Raw genomic sequence first — 16,287 nt, 5'->3', positions numbered from 1 at the left:
GCGAATGCTTGCATCGTAGGCAGGCTATTGGTCTGTTGTAAGAGCCATTACCGACCAATTTCATAGGTCCATTGCCATGTCCGATTCGCCGACGTTGTCCATGCCGTTCAATCCGGCCGGTATCGAGCTCGATCGCCGTCAGGGTTTGAGCCGTCAGCTCTATCAGGCATTACGCTTGCGCGTGCTCGATGGCCGCTTGGCCAGTGGTACGCGCTTGCCCGCCAGCCGTGATCTTGCGGCGGCTCTGGAAATTTCTCGCAACAGCGTGGTACGGGCCTACGACCAACTGTATGCCGAAGGTTTTATCGAGGGGCGGGTCGGGGACGGCACTTATGTCGCGCAATTGGCGCAGCCACTGACCCCGGCAAAAAAACTATCCACAAAAGTATCCACAGGCTTATCGACAGGCTTACCCACAGCCTTATCCACAGATTGGCTGGATTTGCCTGTAATTTCATCCAGTAAAGTTATCCACAGCGGGACTTTTTCGCGTCTGGAAAACAACCATTTACCCCGTCCACCGAGCGGTCCGCCGCGGGCTTTCCGGGTGGGCGTACCGGCATTCGATCTGTTCCCTTTCGAGGTCTGGGCCAAGCTGAACGCGGCTTTTTGGCGAAAACCGGATTTGCAGCAACTGTGTTACGGCGATCCTGCGGGTGATGCCCGCTTGCGCGGGATGATCGCGGCGTATTTGCGCAGCTCGCGTGGCATGCAGTGCTCGGCTGAACAAATTGTGATCACCAGCGGCGCGCAGCAAGGCATCAGCCTTTGTGCACAGCTGCTGGTGGAGCCTGGCGACGCTGTCGCGATCGAGAATCCGGGCTATCGCGCCGCCGGTCACGCGTTCGCCGTGGCCGGGGCACGATTGCACGGGGTGGCGGTGGACAGCGAGGGCATTGATTGCGCCGCCATGGCCGGGCTCAGCGATTGCCGGGTGGCTTACGTGACTCCGTCTCATCAATATCCGACTGGCGTGGTGATGAGTCTGGCGCGGCGTCTGGAATTGCTCGCCTGGGCCGAACGCACAAACGGCTGGATCATCGAAGACGACTACGACGGCGAGTACCGTTACACCGGCGCACCCTTGGCACCGTTGGCGGCGCTCGACCAGAACGCACGCGTGCTGTACGTCGGCACGTTCGGCAAAGTCGCCTTCCCGGCGTTGCGGCTCGGCTATCTGGTGTTGCCTGCGGCGTTGGTGGAAGCGTTTTCGCGACGCCGCGCGGTGGACGTCCGGCATTCCGAGGTGAGTACGCAAGCGGTGATGGCCGAGTTCATGGCCGCCGGACATTTTCAGCGGCATATCCGGCGTATGCGCCGGGCGGCGCTCAGCCGCCGCAATACGTTGCTCGAGGGCTGGCCGCTGGGCCTGGCCGGGGTCGGCAATCTGCCGGTGGTCTCCGCCGGGCTGCATTTGTCGGTCGCCGTCAGCAGCATCGAGCGCGAGCAGCAACTGATTGAACAAGCCGCTCGCGTGGACGTGGAAATCGGCGGCTTGAGCAATTACTGGCTGCCGGATTCGACAACGCCTGCGGCTCTGCGCGCCGGTCTGGTACTGGGCTTCGCCGCCGTACCGGAGCCTGCGATCAAAGCGGCGTTGAGCCGGTTGCGGCAGGCTTGGCAAGGTTAAAGAACAAGGCCTCGGCCGACTGCCTGGAGATTTCGCTGCGGTGGATGTCGATGAGCACCTGATTATTCGGGTTGACTGGCTCGTAAGCACCGCCCAGGCGTTGTTGCGCGACGGTTTTCATATGCCCTTTGCGAAAGGGCACGGCAGGCGCGGTGGCGCTGTCGTAATGAAAATGCGCGTAGCACAACACCCGTTTGGTGTGGGCGTCGCGGACCTCGTATTCGTCGAGAAAGTCATTGGCGTGGGTACGCAGCGGCTGGCGCGTGACGGTTTGCGCAATCGTCACTTCGCCTTTGCTTTTCAGCCACTCGACGCCCGCCGCAGTCGGTGAGCGTTGCTTGATCATGGTGATCCGGGTGCTGGTACCTTTTGCTTCGAGGGTTTTCGCCATCCTGTCGAGCGAGTGCCCCAGCGCCACTGTCGGCGCCTTGAGGTCTTCGGTGAGGTTGCTGCCAGTCAACGCCTCATCAATGGCGGCATTGGCTTCGCGCAACAGGGCGGCATGCGTGAAGTAATCTTCTTCGGCTTCAACAGGCAGCCGAGATCCGCGTTTGATCCGCGCATCCATCAGCCGATGGAAGGCCGCGACACCGTCGATCAAGGCTTGGCCGTCACGGGTGGCTTTTTTCAGCCCCGGCCTGGCTTTGGCGGGCGGGCGGGGCGGGCTCGCTGTGCCTTGCTCGACCCAGACACCGGGTGATTCTTCCTGGAACGTGGCAATGACGCCGGTCAGGTCTGAGCGTACTTCAACCTGGTCGGTGTCCTGGCCATCGCTGGTCTTTTTCCGCGCGCCGACGAGCGTGCCCTTGTGTTTGGTCTTGATGATTTTATGTGTGGAGGCCGTGGCCGGCCGCGACGGGCCTGGCTGTGGTTCCAGTAGATGGCGGTTGCGCAGCAAGTCGGCGAGGCGCTTTTCCACCGCAGCGCTGAACGCTCTGACCCGATTGCGCAGATGCTCCAGCCGTTCGCGGTTGAGCTGCGTGGAATATTCGCTGAGCACGTTGGCGAAGCGTTGTTCGACGGCAGCGAACTGCTCTGAAGCCTTGTTCAAGGCGTCGAGCCGTTCACGCAGGTTGCCCAGACCTTCATCGCCCGTGAGGTTTCGCGAACTCTGGATGTTCAGCGCCGCGTCTTCCAGAAGCACTTTCACCGCCTGATACGCCTCGCCATGAATCGCTGAGGTGCCGGCCTTGGTACAGAGTTCCTGGCCCAGGCAGATCTGCAGAAGTTTGAGGTCATCCAGATTGAAATTCGGCAGTGCCTCCTCATAGGTGGCAAGCGCTTCGACGGCTTCTTTTCCGAGCAGTTTCAGTTCTTTGAAACGGCTTTCGGCGGACTCCATTTTGTCGATGATGCCTTGGACCAGATCGGTCATGTTTTCGAAGGCCACAACAAACGCTTGTGGTTTGACAGTGGCTTCATTGTCGAGCATCACTGTCATCTTGCGCAGGCTGTTGCGGTATTCAGGGATGTGCCCGTTCAGCCATTCCTGCCCCAGAAACAGCTGCAGTTCCAGCCGTTGGATCATGGTCGTGCGGTAGTTGGGAATGGTTTCCAGCAGGTTCAGTTCCTTGATCTTTTCGACGACATCGCCGTATGCCTTGTGCTGCGCAACGAGGGTGGCCATATAGGTCTTGTGCGCCGCCTTGCGCGCCTCCGGCCGGGCATTGAGTACGGCGTTGCAGTCCGTATTGAGCCGGGTCTGTTTGGCGTCCATGGTCGTGTCGAAAGCGCTGATCTCTGCGGTCAGTTTTTTCACCCGTGCGGGTTTCTTGTCTTTGACTTTCTGCAAACGGTCTTCGAGTCCGCCGCCACGCAAACGCAGGCGCAGATCGATCACCCATTGTCCGCTTGCGAGGTGCCTGAGCAGTGGTCCGGCGCGCGGCGTCAGCGGGCGTGAGTCGGTGATTTGCACGGCCGCGTGCTCATTGATCAGGACTTCGAACCAGCGCTCGCCGACAGGGGCGTACCAGCGGTTGTCGTGCGCGTAGAGGTACTGATGTGTGCCGGCAGTGGCGGCGCTGCCGAGCCCTTTGGGTTTGTCGATTTTGAACGTGTCGAGCAGCGTCGACAGGGCCCCGGGAGAGCGCTGCAGTGCGGTGACAGCGTTGAGTACGGTGGCATGCGTGGCAGGCAGTTGCGTGTCACTGACGTCCGGCAGTTGCAATGGCTTGGCGCTGGAGGGCTGTGGTCCGTCGACCACCAGCGCGTGTTCGCTCGCAGTGGCCGATTCAGGCGGCGGCTTGTTGCCGAACGCCGCACGGTGGGCGAGCACCATGCCCAACGCGAGGAAGATATCGGCGATGGCGGCCCAGGCGGTCTGGCCGGTTTGCTGATTGGCCACATCGCTGACTTCCTGCAGGTCGTCCATGATCTGCCAGATCCACGCCGCCGTACCGACACTGCGGCCGAGAAACGGCAAGGCTGCGTTGAATGCCATCCAGCCGCCGTGTTTCAGCGTCGCCCAGCGCGCTTCGGCGTTGGACACCGATTTGCGATCGGCTTGCGCGATGAGGGCCTCGACATTGCTGTGATGCAAGGTTGCCAGCACATCGCTGGTGATGCTTGCGTTGCCCAGCGTGAAAGGCCCGGACATGTCGAGGGCAGTGCTCGGGTTGACCAGCAACAGCGGGATCGTCCACACCGATGGCAGTCGGGCGGGAAACACGAACTGGCTGTAGTTGAAGCGCACGTCATCCGGCAGCCAGGCCAATACCGACTCACGCAGTTGCCGCGAATGCTGGATGGCGTACAGCAAATTGGCGTGTGCGGGATATTCCATCAGCGCCATTTCGAACAACGGACGATAGAGCACGCAGGGTCCCTTGTCCGCCTGGCGCGGGCCGATGATGAACATGTTGGTGACGGTATCGGCTTGTGCACCACGGCGGTGGGCAACGAACGCCAGCGGACGGATGATGATTTCCTCGCGATCGACGTGGCGCTCCGCGTCCGTGTTGGCCAATGCAGCACAGATGTAGCGGTAACCCAGTTCGCTGATGCCGGCCTTGCCCTGAATTTTGTGTTGCAACGCCAGCAGCGGCAGCTCGATGGTCAACTGGCTGGTGTAAAGCGCCTGTAGCGCGGTTGCCTGTTCATCGTCATCGACCAGCCGTTTTTTCAGGTGCTCCGGGTACGTCGTGCCGATGTCGACGGCGCTCACCAGTTTTTCCAGGTAAGGCACGGTCATCCAGTCTGGCACGGCGCTGTCGTCTTTGTAGCGCACGGTCTTATTGCCCAGCGGCTGTCCTGCCAGGTTTTGCAGGGCCAGTTCGATCAGCGACAGGGTCTGGGTCTGGGTATTGCCGGGCAACATGAACGTGCCCCAGACCACCAGACTGGTGATGCTGATTTCGAGCTGATCGATCTTCACGTCGCTGGCCGTCGGGTGGTCTTTGAGCAGTTGCCGGCTCAGCGCGTTACGAGTGAAATCATGCAGGCTGGCCACTTCGTTCTGAAAGGACTTGCCCTTGTTGGCATGCTGCACCGTGGTCAGGTTCAGCAGGTGCCGGCTGTAACGGCTTTGATCGGCGGCCGCGGCGTTGTCCAGCCACTGCGGCAGCTTCGGACGCAAGCGCTCGAAATTCGGTTCGAGACGCGGTGTCGGTTGCCGCGGATTGCCGGCCGTGCCGACATGCGGGTAGAGCCGGTCAGCGGTCGAGCCGGAAAAGAAATTGATCTCCCCGAGGGCCTCTGCTTCCAGGGCGATCAAGGTGCAGGCCTGATGATCGAAGAAGTTGCCCTGCGGCTCGACCAGTCGCCATTTGATCGGGCTGCCCGGGGTGTCGCGCCAGAATCGGCGCGGCAACGCCTCGCCAAGGGCATCCAGCGAATCGAAGCTCTGGAAGCCCTCGACCACCGAGAACGTCAGGATCAATTCGCGACTGTCGACGCTGCCGATCAGCACCGCGATGTCGAGCAGGATCAAGTGCGAGTTGCCGGGTTGATCGCGGTCGATGTCGATCAGGCAGGCACGGCTCCGGTATTTATCGTCGGACGGTCGCAGGCTTTGGTCCGGCTGTTTGAACACAGTGTGGGCCATGGCCACTTGGTCAGCATCCCAGCCAAGGCTGGTGTCGACGTTCCAGAGGTTCTGCAAGGCCGCCGACAATTGCTGCCAGCGCGGTTGGCCCGGGTAGGTGAATTCATCCCAGTAACTGACCTGTTGTTCCTTGTAGGCTACGAACAGCAGCGGCGCGAGGTCGTTGAGCAGACCGCCGACGGCGTCAATCTTTACGGGCAAATGGAGCGTCGCTTCAACGTCAGGCTGCAAGGTCAGAAAATGTTCGCCGTCCAGGTAAGTCACTGTCGTACCGGACAGGCCCAGGCGGACCAAGGCATCGCTCAGCGACTCGAGGTGACTGGGGCCGGCGATGACTTGATCGTCGATGTTCAGCCAGGTCGGCGTCACGACCACGGCCCGTTGCGGATCGATATCCAGATCCGGGTACAACGTCTTGAGGGCCGGGCGCAGTGCCTGGGTGGCGACTTCCTGCAGCGATGGGCCGGTGACCAGTTGCGTCACCACATCGACGGCGCTGGTGGAGGTGATTTCGGGCATGGGCAAGTTCCTGCTCTGATCGGGGCGCGCCACAAGGGCAGCGGATCGCAGCAAGGTAGGGCGCGCACCGGGCTGGCGTGCGGTAGATAAATCTTGCCGGCAAAAAAAGACCCGCATGGGCGGGTCTTCGGGGGGGCGGGGTTTTCAGGTGCCGGACTTGATCTTGGTCCACGCCCGGGTGCGTGCGCGCTCGGCATCGCGCGGCAGCGGTTGCAGGGTGTACAGCGTGTTCATGGCCGCGTCGGTCGGGTACAGGTTGGGATTGTTGCGGATCGCCGGATCGACCAATTCGGTGGCGTCCTTGTTCGGGTTCGGATAGCCGACAAAGTCGCTGACCGGAGCAATCACCGCCGGTTGCAGCAGGTAGTTGATGAAGGTGTAGGCGTCGTCGGTGTTCTTCGCGCCCTTGGGAATCGCGAGCATGTCGAACCAGATCGGCGCACCTTCCTTCGGCAAGCGCATATCGACCACCACACCGTTTTTGGCCTCCTTCGCCCGATTGGCGGCTTGCGAGAAGCTGCCGGAATAGCCGACCGCCACGCAGATGTCGCCGTTGGCGATGTCGGCCATGTACTTGGACGAATGGAAGTAGGTCACGTACGGGCGGATCTTCATCAACAGCGCTTCAGCCTTGGCGTAATCCGCCGGGTTCTTGCTGTTCGGATCCAGCCCCAGGTGTTGCAGGGCCAGCGGCAGAATCTCCGACGGCGAGTCGAGCAGGGCGACGCCGCACTGCTTGAGCTTGCTGATGTTTTCTTCCTTGAAGATCAGGTCCCAGCTGTCCACCGGCGCATTGTCGCCCAGCGCGGCTTTGACCTTGGCCGGGTTGAAACCGATGAGGATGGTGCCGTACATGTACGGCACGGCAAATTTATTCCCCGGATCATTGGCTTCGATCAGCTTCATCAGTTTCGGATCGAGGTGATTCCAGTTCGGCAACTTGCTGCGGTCCAGCGGCTGGAACACCCCGGCTTCGATCTGCTTGGCGAGGAACACGTTGGACGGCACCACTACGTCGTAACCGGAATTACCGGTGAGCAACTTGGCCTCCAGCGCTTCGTTGGTGTCGAAGATGTCGTAGACCAGTTTGGTCTGGGTGTTCTGTGCTTTGAAGTCTTCCAGCGCCTTGGGCGTGATGTAGTCGAACCAGTTATAGACGCGCAGCGTGCGTTCTTCAGCGTGTACGGCACCGCTCAGCAGCGCGACGCACACGGCTGGCGCGATGACCTGCTTGAGGGTTTTCATTGTTCGAAACCTTCCAGCACGTTCACCGCGTTGATGCCGATTTCTTCGACGGCGTAGCCGCCTTCCATGACGAACAGCGTCGGCTTGCCGAGGGCGGCAATACGCTTGCCCATCGCCAGATAGTCCGGGCTGTCGAGCTTGAACTGCGAGATCGGGTCGTCCTTGAAGGTGTCGACGCCCAGCGAGACGACAATGATGTCGGCGCCGTAGGCGTCGATCTCGTTGCAGGCCTGATCCAGTGCCGCACTCCATACGTCCCAGCCGGAGCCGGCCGGCAGCGGATAATTGAAGTTGAAGCCTTCACCGGCGCCTTCGCCGCGCTCATCTTCATAGCCGAGGAAGAACGGAAACTCTGCTTCCGGATGGCCGTGAATCGAGGTGAACAACACGTCGCTGCGGTCATAGAAAATCGACTGCGTGCCATTGCCGTGGTGATAGTCGACGTCGAGGATCGCGACTTTCTTGTGGCCCTGGTCGAGGAACGCTTGCGCGGCGATGGCGGCGTTGTTGAGGTAGCAATAACCGCCCATCAAATCGCTGGCGGCGTGGTGTCCCGGTGGCCGGCACAGGGCGAAGGCACTGCGTGCGCCGCGCTGGATTTGCGCTTGTGCGGTCAGGGCAACTTGCGCTGCGCTGTACGCCGCTTGCCAGGTGCCGGCGGTGATCGGTGCGCCGCCGTCGAAGCTGTAATAGCCGAGCTGGCCATGCAGGCTGGTTGGTTTGATTGCACGTAACGTGCGCGCGGGCCAGGTGTAGGGCAGCAAGTCGCCGTCGGTGTTGAATTGCGTCCAGCGTGCCCACGCGCCTTTGAAGAAGTCGAGGTATTCGCGGCTGTGGATGCGCGCGATCGGCTCCAGGCCGAAATCCTTCGGCGCCTCGACCGGGCCGAGGTTCTGATTCTGTACCCGTTGCAGCACGTGGTCGGCACGCGACGGCATCTCGAAGCACGGCTTGAGCTGGCCATCGATGAGTTCGCAGCGGCCATGGTGCAGGTGGTGATCGTCTGAGTAGATCGTCAGCATTTGTTGTTCTCCGCAGGGCTGATTCGGTTGCGTCCAGTGTTGCGGCAAGGCATCAATCGGAGAACGGCAGGAAAGGCCAAAAGGGGATCGATATGGCCAAAAACTCTGACCGCAATTGGCCCCTCAATGACTCGGATCTGGCCATGAAATACCAACCCAGTGGGATCTTCAGTGTGGCCGGAACTGGCTCGGGGCCACGCCGCTCCAGCGCACAAAGGCATGGCGGAAACTCGCGGTCTCGCTGAAGCCGAGCGTCTCGGCAATGCGATAGATCGGCAACTGATCCTCACACAACATCTGCTTGGCGCGCTCGAAACGCAGTTCATCGAGCAGTTCCTGATAGCTGCTGCCCATGTCTTTGAGATGCCGGCGCAGGGTGCGCGGCGAACACTTCATCTGTAGCGCCAGACCTTCCAGCCCCGGCGCAGCATTCAACTGCGCGCTGAGCAACTGACGAATCCGCCCCAGCCACGCCTGACGTCCAGTGAACTCCAGATTCTGCTTGCGGCAGCGTTCGGCCATGGCCTGATGGGTGATCGCATCCGCCAGCGGCAGCGGCTGCTCGAGCCAGCGCCGGTCGAAGGCAAAGGCGTTGTCCCTGGCGCCGAAGTGCAGCGCACTGTCGAAGTGCTCGGCATAACTGTCGCGATAGTCCGGCGCGGCGTGTTCGAACCGCGTCGCCAGCAACGGCAGCGGATGCCCGAGCAAGTCATCGCAAATGACTTTCAGCGACACCAGACAGAACTCGGCATTGAACACCGCCATCGCCGGGCTCTCGCGATAATCGGCGGCAACGAACCAGACGCGCTCGCCATCGTCTTCCAGACTCAGTTCGAAAAGTGTTCCCAACAGCGCCGGATAGCGGATCGCCAGGCGCAAAGCGTCACCGAAGGTGGCACAGGTCAGCAAGGCGTAACCGAGGATGCCGTAGCAGGAAACGTGCATGCGCCGGCCCAGTTCCAGACCAATATCATGCTTGAGTGCTACCGCGTTGGCGCAGACCTGCATCTCCTGATTGGTGGTGATGCGCGTGTCGGCCCGGCTGAGATCCGCCGCACTGATGCCGCTGCCGGTCAGCAGCGCCTCGCTCGACAAGCCTTCGGCCTTGAAGGTGTTGAGCACCAGCGAAACGGCGTTGAGGGTGGTGAGGTGGGAGTGGAGCATAAGATCTTCCAGCCTGAGGGTGGCTGGAGCGCAGCAAGTTGCATGCCGCAGCAGCCCCTCACCTCAGCCCTCTCCCAAAGGGAGAGGGGGCCGATTGGGGGATGTTGGCCAGATACGCCGACCTGAAAAAACGCTGGCGAATCCATAATCGACTGTTTTTTTCAGGTCGGCGTATAGCGCGAGACACTCAGGTCAGTCCCCTCTCCCTCCGGGAGAGGGCCAGGGTGAGGGCCATTCCAGAGCCTTGCTCAGAGCAACTCACCACACAAATCCAGTTCGATCAGCCGGCGCACTTCTTGAGTTTCAAGGCCAGCACCCAGCAACCCGTGCAACTTGCCGAACGCCGCTTCACGGGTCATGCCGCCACCTGACAATACGCCGACACTGCGTAAGCGACTGCCTGCCTCGTAAACATCCAGCTCGACGCCACCCTCATGGCATTGCGTCACGGCAACCACCACCACGCCGTTATCCCGCGCCCGGACGAGGCTGGCGAGAAACTCAGGGTTATCGCTCGGCCCGGTGCCGCTGCCGTAGCACTCCAGCACCAGGCCCTGAATGCCGCTGTCGAGCAGACCATCGAGGACTTCAGCGCTGATGCCGGGGAACAGGGGCAACACGGCAACCTTGGCCAGTTGTTTCGGCTGGTTGTAGTTCAACGACGCTGGAATCGAAGAGGCTTTCACGCCGCCGCCCTGGCGCTCCAGACGCTTGAACGGATGCCGGCCGAAGCTGCGCACTTTTGCGCAACGGGTCGGCGCGAGCAGTTCGCCGTGGAAGTACAAGTGCACGCCCGGCGCCAGGCCCTGGCCGAGGGCGACCAGTGCGCCGCCGAGGTTTTCCCAGGCATCGCTGTCGGCGACGCCCGCCGGCAACATCGAGCCGGTGAAGCACACTCGTGCGTGCAGGCCGAGCAACTGGAAGCACATCGCTGCGGCGCTGTAGGCCAGCGTGTCGGTGCCGTGCAGGATCAGCACGCTGTCGCAACCTTGCACGTCGACGGCATCGACTACGGCTTCACGCAGTTGCTGCCAATAGGCCGGGGTCATGTTGGCGCTGTCGATCAGCGGCGCCATCTCGCTAAAGCGCCACTGCGGTACAACGAGTTCTGGCTGGCTGTGCAGGTAGTCGCGCATCCGCGCTTCGAAACCGGATGCCGGGGCCAGACCGTTGGCGCTGGCCTGCATGCCGATGGTGCCACCGGTGTAGAGCACCATGACGTGTTGGGCGGCGGGATAAGTCGAAGGGTTCATAGGATTCTCCGAAACGATGAATACCTTGTGGGAGCGAGCTTGCTCGCGAAGGCGTCGTGTCAGTCGACATCTACTCAATTGACACACCGCCTTCGCGAGCAAGCTCGCTCCCACAGGTCATGCGTTGCACTTTAACTGACGGGCGCAGGGGATGCGCCCGTCATTCACCTGTCAGCGTTGCGCTGCAGGCACGCCTTGCGGCTCGGCTTCGGTCTTGCCCGCTGCTGCTGGCGGGTTGGCTGGCCAGGCTTTCAGGTCGAGGTCCAGATCAGCAAATTTGCTGGAATCGAACACCGGTTGTTTGACGCCGGCGCGGCGCTGCCCGTCGTAGTCGCGCATCACGCGCATGCCGACCTTGAACAACATGGCCAAAGCCACCAGGTTGACGAACGCCAGGCAGGTCATGGTGATGTCGGCGAAGGCGAACACGGTCGACAGATCCTGCATCGAACCCCATACCACCAGCGCCAGCACCAGACCACGGAAAATCATCAGCGCGGCGCGGTTGCGGGTGAGGAACTGCAGGCTGTTTTCGCCCAGGTAGTAGTTGTAGAGAATGCAGGTGAAGACGAACAGCGACAGCGCGACGCTGACGAACATGCGACCCCAGTCACCGACCACGGCGGCCAGCGAGTTCTGGGTCAGGACGATGCCGTCACCTTCGAAGCCCGGGGTGTAGAAGCCCGACAGCAGGATCAGCAGCGCGGTGCAGGTGCAGATCACGAAGGTGTCGAGGAACACGCTGAAAGCCTGAACCACGCCCTGAGCGCCCGGGTGTTTCACGGCAGCCACGGCGGCGACGTTCGGCGCACTGCCCAGACCCGCTTCGTTGGCGAACACGCCACGCTTCACGCCCATGACGATGGCGCTGCCGAGCAGGCCGCCAAAGGCCGGATCGAGGCCGAAGGCGCTCTTGAAGATAGTTTCCAGCATGGCTGGCACGTGTTCGATCTGAGTACCGATCACGTACAGGGTCACGCCGATATAGGCGAGGGTCTTGATCGGTACGAGCAAGTCGGACACCGAGGCGATGCGCTTGATGCCGCCGATGAAGGTGATGGCCAGCAGCACTGCCAAGACGATACCGGTGTGTTGTGGGTTGAATTCAAAGGCGTTCTGCAGCGAGTGGGTCACGGTGTAGGACTGCAGGCCAATGAAGGCGAAGCCGTAGGTGACCAGTAGCAGAACGGAAAACACCACCGCCATGCCTTTGAGCTTCAGGCCGTGCTGGATGTAGTAGGCCGGGCCACCACGGTACAGGCCGTCGCCTTCGGCGCGTTTGTAGACCTGGGCCAGGGTGCATTCGAAGAAGCTGCTGGACATGCCGACCAGTGCGGTCACCCACATCCAGAACACCGCACCCGGACCACCGAGGGTTACGGCGATGCCGACACCGGCGATGTTGCCTGCGCCGACACGGCCGGCAAGGCTGAGCATCAAGGCCTGGAACGAGCTGAGTTGCCCGGCGCTGCCTTTGAGGCTGTCGCGGAACACCGCGAACATGTGGAAGAAGTGGCGCAGTTGAACGAAACGCGAGCGAATCGTGAAGTAGCTACCGAGCCCGACAATGAGCACGATCAGTACTTTCCCTGAGAGGAAGTCGTTAATGACTTCGAGCATGGATTTTTCCTCGCTGTTTTTTGTGTGAGCAAATGCTGGATGGAAGAAACATCGTGTTACACCGGTGTGCGCGCGGCACGACAGGTGAGGCGAAGGTTTCGTCCCGTTTCCATATCGCGGGTTTGTTATTAGTTCGGGTTTCACATGGGTTATGGCCTCGTTACCGACGACCGCTCATGCGAAGAGGGGCGGCACTATACCGATCAGTGACGCGCCCGTCTGCACAGTCGTGGTGCAAGCGACGAAACGAGGCTTTGAAACACCCGGCGTTACCGGCGCCGGGCTTGTGCAGGGACTGCTCTTCTGTAAGAGCGAGCAGTCCCCAGACATACGGGTCTCAGGGGCAGAAAGTTAAAAAAAAGGGCCTGGAGAATCATCCCCAAGCCCTCAAAAGGTGAGAGGTGTCTAGTCCCTCGACCTGGTGAGCGGTGCCACAAGTTACGTGTCGGTTCAGGCTTTCAGCGGAACCAGACGCGGAGCAATCATGTTTTCCGGGCGCAGGATGTCGGCGAGCATGGCTTCGTCGAGCAGACCTTCTTCGCGCACCAGTTCCAGCACGCCGCGGCCGCTTTCAAGGGCGAGGCCGGCGATACGGGTGGCGTTTTTGTAGCCGATGTACGGGTTCAGTGCGGTGACCAGACCGATCGAGTGTTCGACCAGTTCACGGCAGCGCGCTTCGTTGGCGGTGATGCCGACGATGCAGTGCTCGCGCAGCATGTCCATGGCGCGTTGCAGCAGGCGGATCGAGTCGAAGATCTTGAAGGCGATCAGCGGCTCCATCACGTTCAACTGCAGTTGGCCGCCTTCGGCTGCCATGGTCAGCGCCAGGTCGTTACCGATGACCTGGAAGGCCACCTGGTTAACGGCTTCCGGGATTACCGGATTGACCTTGCCAGGCATGATCGAGCTGCCTGGCTGACGCGCCGGCAGGTTGATTTCGTTGATGCCGGTGCGCGGGCCGCTGGACAGCAGGCGCAGGTCGTTGCAGATCTTCGACAGCTTGACCGCAGTGCGCTTGAGCATGCCGGAGAACAGCACGAAGGCGCCCATGTCGGAAGTCGCTTCGATCAGGTCGGCCGCCGGTACCAGCGGTTGACCGCTGATCAGGGCCAGACGCTGAACGGCCAGTGCTTGATAGCGCGGGTCGGCGTTGATGCCAGTGCCGATCGCGGTGCCGCCCAGGTTCACTTCAGTCAGCAGTTCCGGGGCCAGCGTCTTCAGACGGGCCAGGTCTTCGCCCATGGTGGTGGCGAAGGCACGGAATTCCTGGCCGAGGGTCATCGGCACGGCGTCTTGCAGCTGGGTACGGCCCATTTTCAGGACGTGATCGAATTCTTTGCCCTTGGCCGCGAACGCCTGAATCAGGCTGTCGAGGCTGGCCAGCAGGGTGTCGTGGCCGAGCAGCAGACCCAGGCGGATCGCCGTCGGGTAGGCGTCGTTGGTCGACTGCGCCATGTTGACGTCGTCGTTCGGGTGCAGGTACTGGTATTCGCCTTTCTCGTGACCCATTGCTTCGAGCGCAATGTTGGCGATCACTTCATTGGCGTTCATGTTGGTGGACGTACCGGCGCCACCTTGAATCATGTCGACCACGAACTCTTCGTGGTAATCACCGCGGATCAATCGGGCACAGGCTTCGCTGATGGCAGCGTGCTTGGCTTCGCTCAGGTGACCCAACTCGCGGTTGGCGTCAGCAGCGGCCTGTTTGACCATTGCCAGACCGACAACCAGTTTCGGGTAATGCGAAATCGGAACGCCGGAGAGACGGAAGTTGTTCACCGCTCGCAGGGTCTGGATGCCGTAATACGCTTGAGCCGGTACTTCGAGGGCGCCAAGCAGGTCGTTTTCTGTGCGGAAAGATGCAGCGGAGGACATGATAGAAATCATCTCGATATGGACCCGGTCTGTGCCGGAACGCTGCGAATGCTAGGCTTGTGCGAATTTTTGGGCCAATGCTGTTCAGCACTGCCCTATGCACATTCGGCATAATGCCCGTGTGACGCCGCGTGCGCGGCAGACGTGTGACCTGTTTTGGTGCGTGTCCGGGAGGACGTGATGAATCTGGAAAGCAAATGGCTCGAGGACTTCAGTGCCCTGGCCGCCACCCGCAGTTTCTCGCAGGCCGCTGAACGGCGCTTCGTGACTCAGCCGGCATTCAGTCGGCGGATCCGCAGTCTGGAGGCGGCGCTGGGGCTGACTCTGGTCAATCGCTCGCGCACGCCGATCGAATTGACGGCGGCGGGGCAACTGTTTCTGGTGACCGCGCGCACGGTGGTCGAACAGCTCGGTGAAGTGCTGCGCCACCTGCATCATCTGGAAGGCGGGCAGGGTGAAGTGATGCAAGTCGCTGCCGCTCACTCGCTGGCCTTGGGTTTCTTCCCGCGCTGGATCGCGCAGTTGCGCAATGAAGGACTGAACATCGCTACCCGCTTGGTCGCGACCAACGTCGGCGATGCAGTGCATGCGTTGCGTGAAGGTGGCTGCGATCTGATGCTGGCGTTCTATGACCCGGATGCGGCAATGCAGATGGATCCGGAGATTTTCCCGTCGCTGCATTTGGGCCAGACCGAGATGCTGCCGGTGTGCGCGGCGGATGCCGAGGGCAAGCCGTTGTTCGATCTCGAAGGGGAGGCGAGTGTGCCGTTGCTGGCGTATAGCGCCGGGGCGTTTCTCGGGCGTTCGGTGAATGGCTTGTTGCGTCAGCGTCAGTTGCGCTTCACCACTATTTACGAAACCGCGATGGCAGACAGCCTGAAGAGCATGGCGCTTGAAGGCCTCGGGATTGCCTGGGTGCCGCAGCTGAGCGTGCGTGCTGAGCTGGCACGTGGCGAGCTGGTGGTCTGCGGCGGCCCGCAATGGCATGTGCCGCTGGAGATCCGTCTGTATCGCTGCGCACTGGTGCGTAAAGCCAACGTGCGGCTGTTGTGGCGCAAGCTCGAAGGTGGCGCCGCACAAGCTTCCTGAGCACGCCCTATAACCCTGTGGGAGCTGGCTTGCCAGCGATAGCGGTGGGTCAGACACCGACTCTGTTTGCTGATGCGACGCCATCGCTGGCAAGCCAGCTCCCACAGGGATCGTGTGACGTCTATGCGCTGACCTTCAAGTCAATAAAACCGGGCATTTGCGGCAGATGACAGATGGTCGCGCAGGGGGCTGTTTATTGCTTTCTTTGCGGTATACTGCGCGGCCTTCGGCCGGCACGTCCGGCCATTTTTCGTACAATCAAGCCACGCAACCTGCGTGGCTTGTTGTTTTATGACGCGCCTGCGGGCGCTCCAGAGAGAAGAGGCGCGACGATGAGTGCACTGGTTGGCGTGATCATGGGCTCCAAGTCCGATTGGTCCACCCTTAGCCACACCGCCGATATGCTGGAAAAGCTCGGCATCCCGTACGAGGTCAAAGTGGTCTCTGCCCACCGCACCCCGGATCTGCTGTTCCAGTACGCCGAAGAGGCTGAAGGCCGTGGCATCGAGGTGATTATCGCCGGTGCCGGTGGCGCAGCCCACTTGCCAGGCATGTGTGCGGCCAAGACCCACCTGCCGGTGCTGGGCGTGCCGGTGCAGTCGGCCATGCTCTCGGGCGTCGATTCGCTGCTGTCGATCGTGCAGATGCCAGCGGGCATTCCGGTTGCCACCCTCGCTATCGGTAAAGCCGGCGCGATCAACGCCGCCCTGCTCTCGGCGAGCATCCTCGGCGCCAAGCATCCACAGTTCCACGCGGTACTGAAAACCTTCCGTGCCGAGCAGACAGACAGCGTCCTGGACAATCCAGACCCACGTATTGCCTGAGGTT

At 61.3% G+C, this 16,287-nt stretch carries 10 protein-coding genes; 3 read left to right on the top strand and 7 right to left on the bottom strand.

What is annotated here, in order from left to right:
• Window positions 1–76: 76 nt before the first annotated feature.
• Window positions 77–1,630 carry a PLP-dependent aminotransferase family protein gene (locus WA225_RS17940; RefSeq protein ID WP_422608968.1) on the top strand — a complete coding sequence of 518 codons (1,554 nt, stop codon included), beginning with the start codon at window positions 77–79 and terminating at the stop codon, window positions 1,628–1,630.
• Here the strand turns inward: WA225_RS17940 and WA225_RS17935 are convergent.
• The 7 genes from WA225_RS17935 to WA225_RS17905 form a co-directional block, all read right to left on the bottom strand.
• Entirely contained in the window at window positions 1,587–6,191 is a 4,605-nt protein-coding gene (locus WA225_RS17935; protein WP_422608967.1) for a dermonecrotic toxin domain-containing protein, read from the bottom strand. The genes WA225_RS17940 and WA225_RS17935 overlap by 44 nt on opposite strands.
• A gap of 144 nt (window positions 6,192–6,335) precedes the next feature.
• On the bottom strand, window positions 6,336–7,436 hold the full coding sequence (locus WA225_RS17930; RefSeq protein ID WP_422608966.1) for a polyamine ABC transporter substrate-binding protein: 1,101 nt from the start codon (window positions 7,434–7,436) through the stop codon (window positions 6,336–6,338).
• Window positions 7,433–8,458 (bottom strand): histone deacetylase family protein, encoded by a 1,026-nt coding sequence (locus tag WA225_RS17925; protein ID WP_422608965.1) that lies wholly within the window; start codon window positions 8,456–8,458, stop codon window positions 7,433–7,435. Before WA225_RS17925 ends, WA225_RS17930 begins: the two co-directional genes overlap by 4 nt.
• Before the next feature lie 168 nt (window positions 8,459–8,626).
• Window positions 8,627–9,622: an AraC family transcriptional regulator gene (locus WA225_RS17920; protein ID WP_422608964.1), complete on the bottom strand. Its 996-nt coding sequence runs from the start codon at window positions 9,620–9,622 to the stop codon at window positions 8,627–8,629.
• Between the two features lie 248 nt (window positions 9,623–9,870).
• Window positions 9,871–10,875 carry an asparaginase gene (locus WA225_RS17915; protein ID WP_422608963.1) on the bottom strand — a complete coding sequence of 335 codons (1,005 nt, stop codon included), beginning with the start codon at window positions 10,873–10,875 and terminating at the stop codon, window positions 9,871–9,873.
• Between the two features lie 171 nt (window positions 10,876–11,046).
• The gene (locus tag WA225_RS17910; RefSeq protein ID WP_422608962.1) at window positions 11,047–12,495 is read right to left on the bottom strand and encodes an alanine/glycine:cation symporter family protein; all 1,449 of its coding nucleotides are present in this window, start codon (window positions 12,493–12,495) and stop codon (window positions 11,047–11,049) included.
• 450 nt (window positions 12,496–12,945) lie between these two features.
• Window positions 12,946–14,370, bottom strand: a complete 1,425-nt coding sequence (locus tag WA225_RS17905) for an aspartate ammonia-lyase (protein ID WP_016985755.1) — start codon at window positions 14,368–14,370, stop codon at window positions 12,946–12,948.
• Between the two features lie 180 nt (window positions 14,371–14,550).
• On the opposite strand from WA225_RS17905, the gene WA225_RS17900 reads away from it, so the two are divergent.
• Complete coding sequence (locus WA225_RS17900) at window positions 14,551–15,459, top strand: LysR substrate-binding domain-containing protein (RefSeq protein WP_064116481.1); 909 nt, start codon at window positions 14,551–14,553, stop codon at window positions 15,457–15,459.
• Between the two features lie 332 nt (window positions 15,460–15,791).
• Window positions 15,792–16,283, top strand: coding sequence for a 5-(carboxyamino)imidazole ribonucleotide mutase (gene purE / locus WA225_RS17895; RefSeq protein ID WP_007954291.1), 492 nt, complete (start codon window positions 15,792–15,794; stop codon window positions 16,281–16,283).
• Window positions 16,284–16,287: the final 4 nt, after the last annotated feature.

The organism is Pseudomonas sp., assembly GCF_049300855.1.
GTDB lineage: Bacteria > Pseudomonadota > Gammaproteobacteria > Pseudomonadales > Pseudomonadaceae > Aquipseudomonas.
Note: the sequence above shows the minus strand (reverse complement) of the source record. Positions and strands in the feature narration are given on the sequence as shown.

Coding starts and splice junctions, on each gene's coding strand:
- WA225_RS17910 (WP_422608962.1), bottom strand. CDS start 12,495: ATGCTCGAAGTCATTAACGACTTCCTCTCAGGGAAAGTACTGATCGTG.
- purE (WP_007954291.1), top strand. CDS start 15,792: ATGAGTGCACTGGTTGGCGTGATCATGGGCTCCAAGTCCGATTGGTCC.
- WA225_RS17915 (WP_422608963.1), bottom strand. CDS start 10,875: ATGAACCCTTCGACTTATCCCGCCGCCCAACACGTCATGGTGCTCTAC.
- WA225_RS17940 (WP_422608968.1), top strand. CDS start 77: ATGTCCGATTCGCCGACGTTGTCCATGCCGTTCAATCCGGCCGGTATC.
- WA225_RS17900 (WP_064116481.1), top strand. CDS start 14,551: ATGAATCTGGAAAGCAAATGGCTCGAGGACTTCAGTGCCCTGGCCGCC.
- WA225_RS17905 (WP_016985755.1), bottom strand. CDS start 14,370: ATGTCCTCCGCTGCATCTTTCCGCACAGAAAACGACCTGCTTGGCGCC.
- WA225_RS17925 (WP_422608965.1), bottom strand. CDS start 8,458: ATGCTGACGATCTACTCAGACGATCACCACCTGCACCATGGCCGCTGC.
- WA225_RS17920 (WP_422608964.1), bottom strand. CDS start 9,622: ATGCTCCACTCCCACCTCACCACCCTCAACGCCGTTTCGCTGGTGCTC.
- WA225_RS17935 (WP_422608967.1), bottom strand. CDS start 6,191: ATGCCCGAAATCACCTCCACCAGCGCCGTCGATGTGGTGACGCAACTG.
- WA225_RS17930 (WP_422608966.1), bottom strand. CDS start 7,436: ATGAAAACCCTCAAGCAGGTCATCGCGCCAGCCGTGTGCGTCGCGCTG.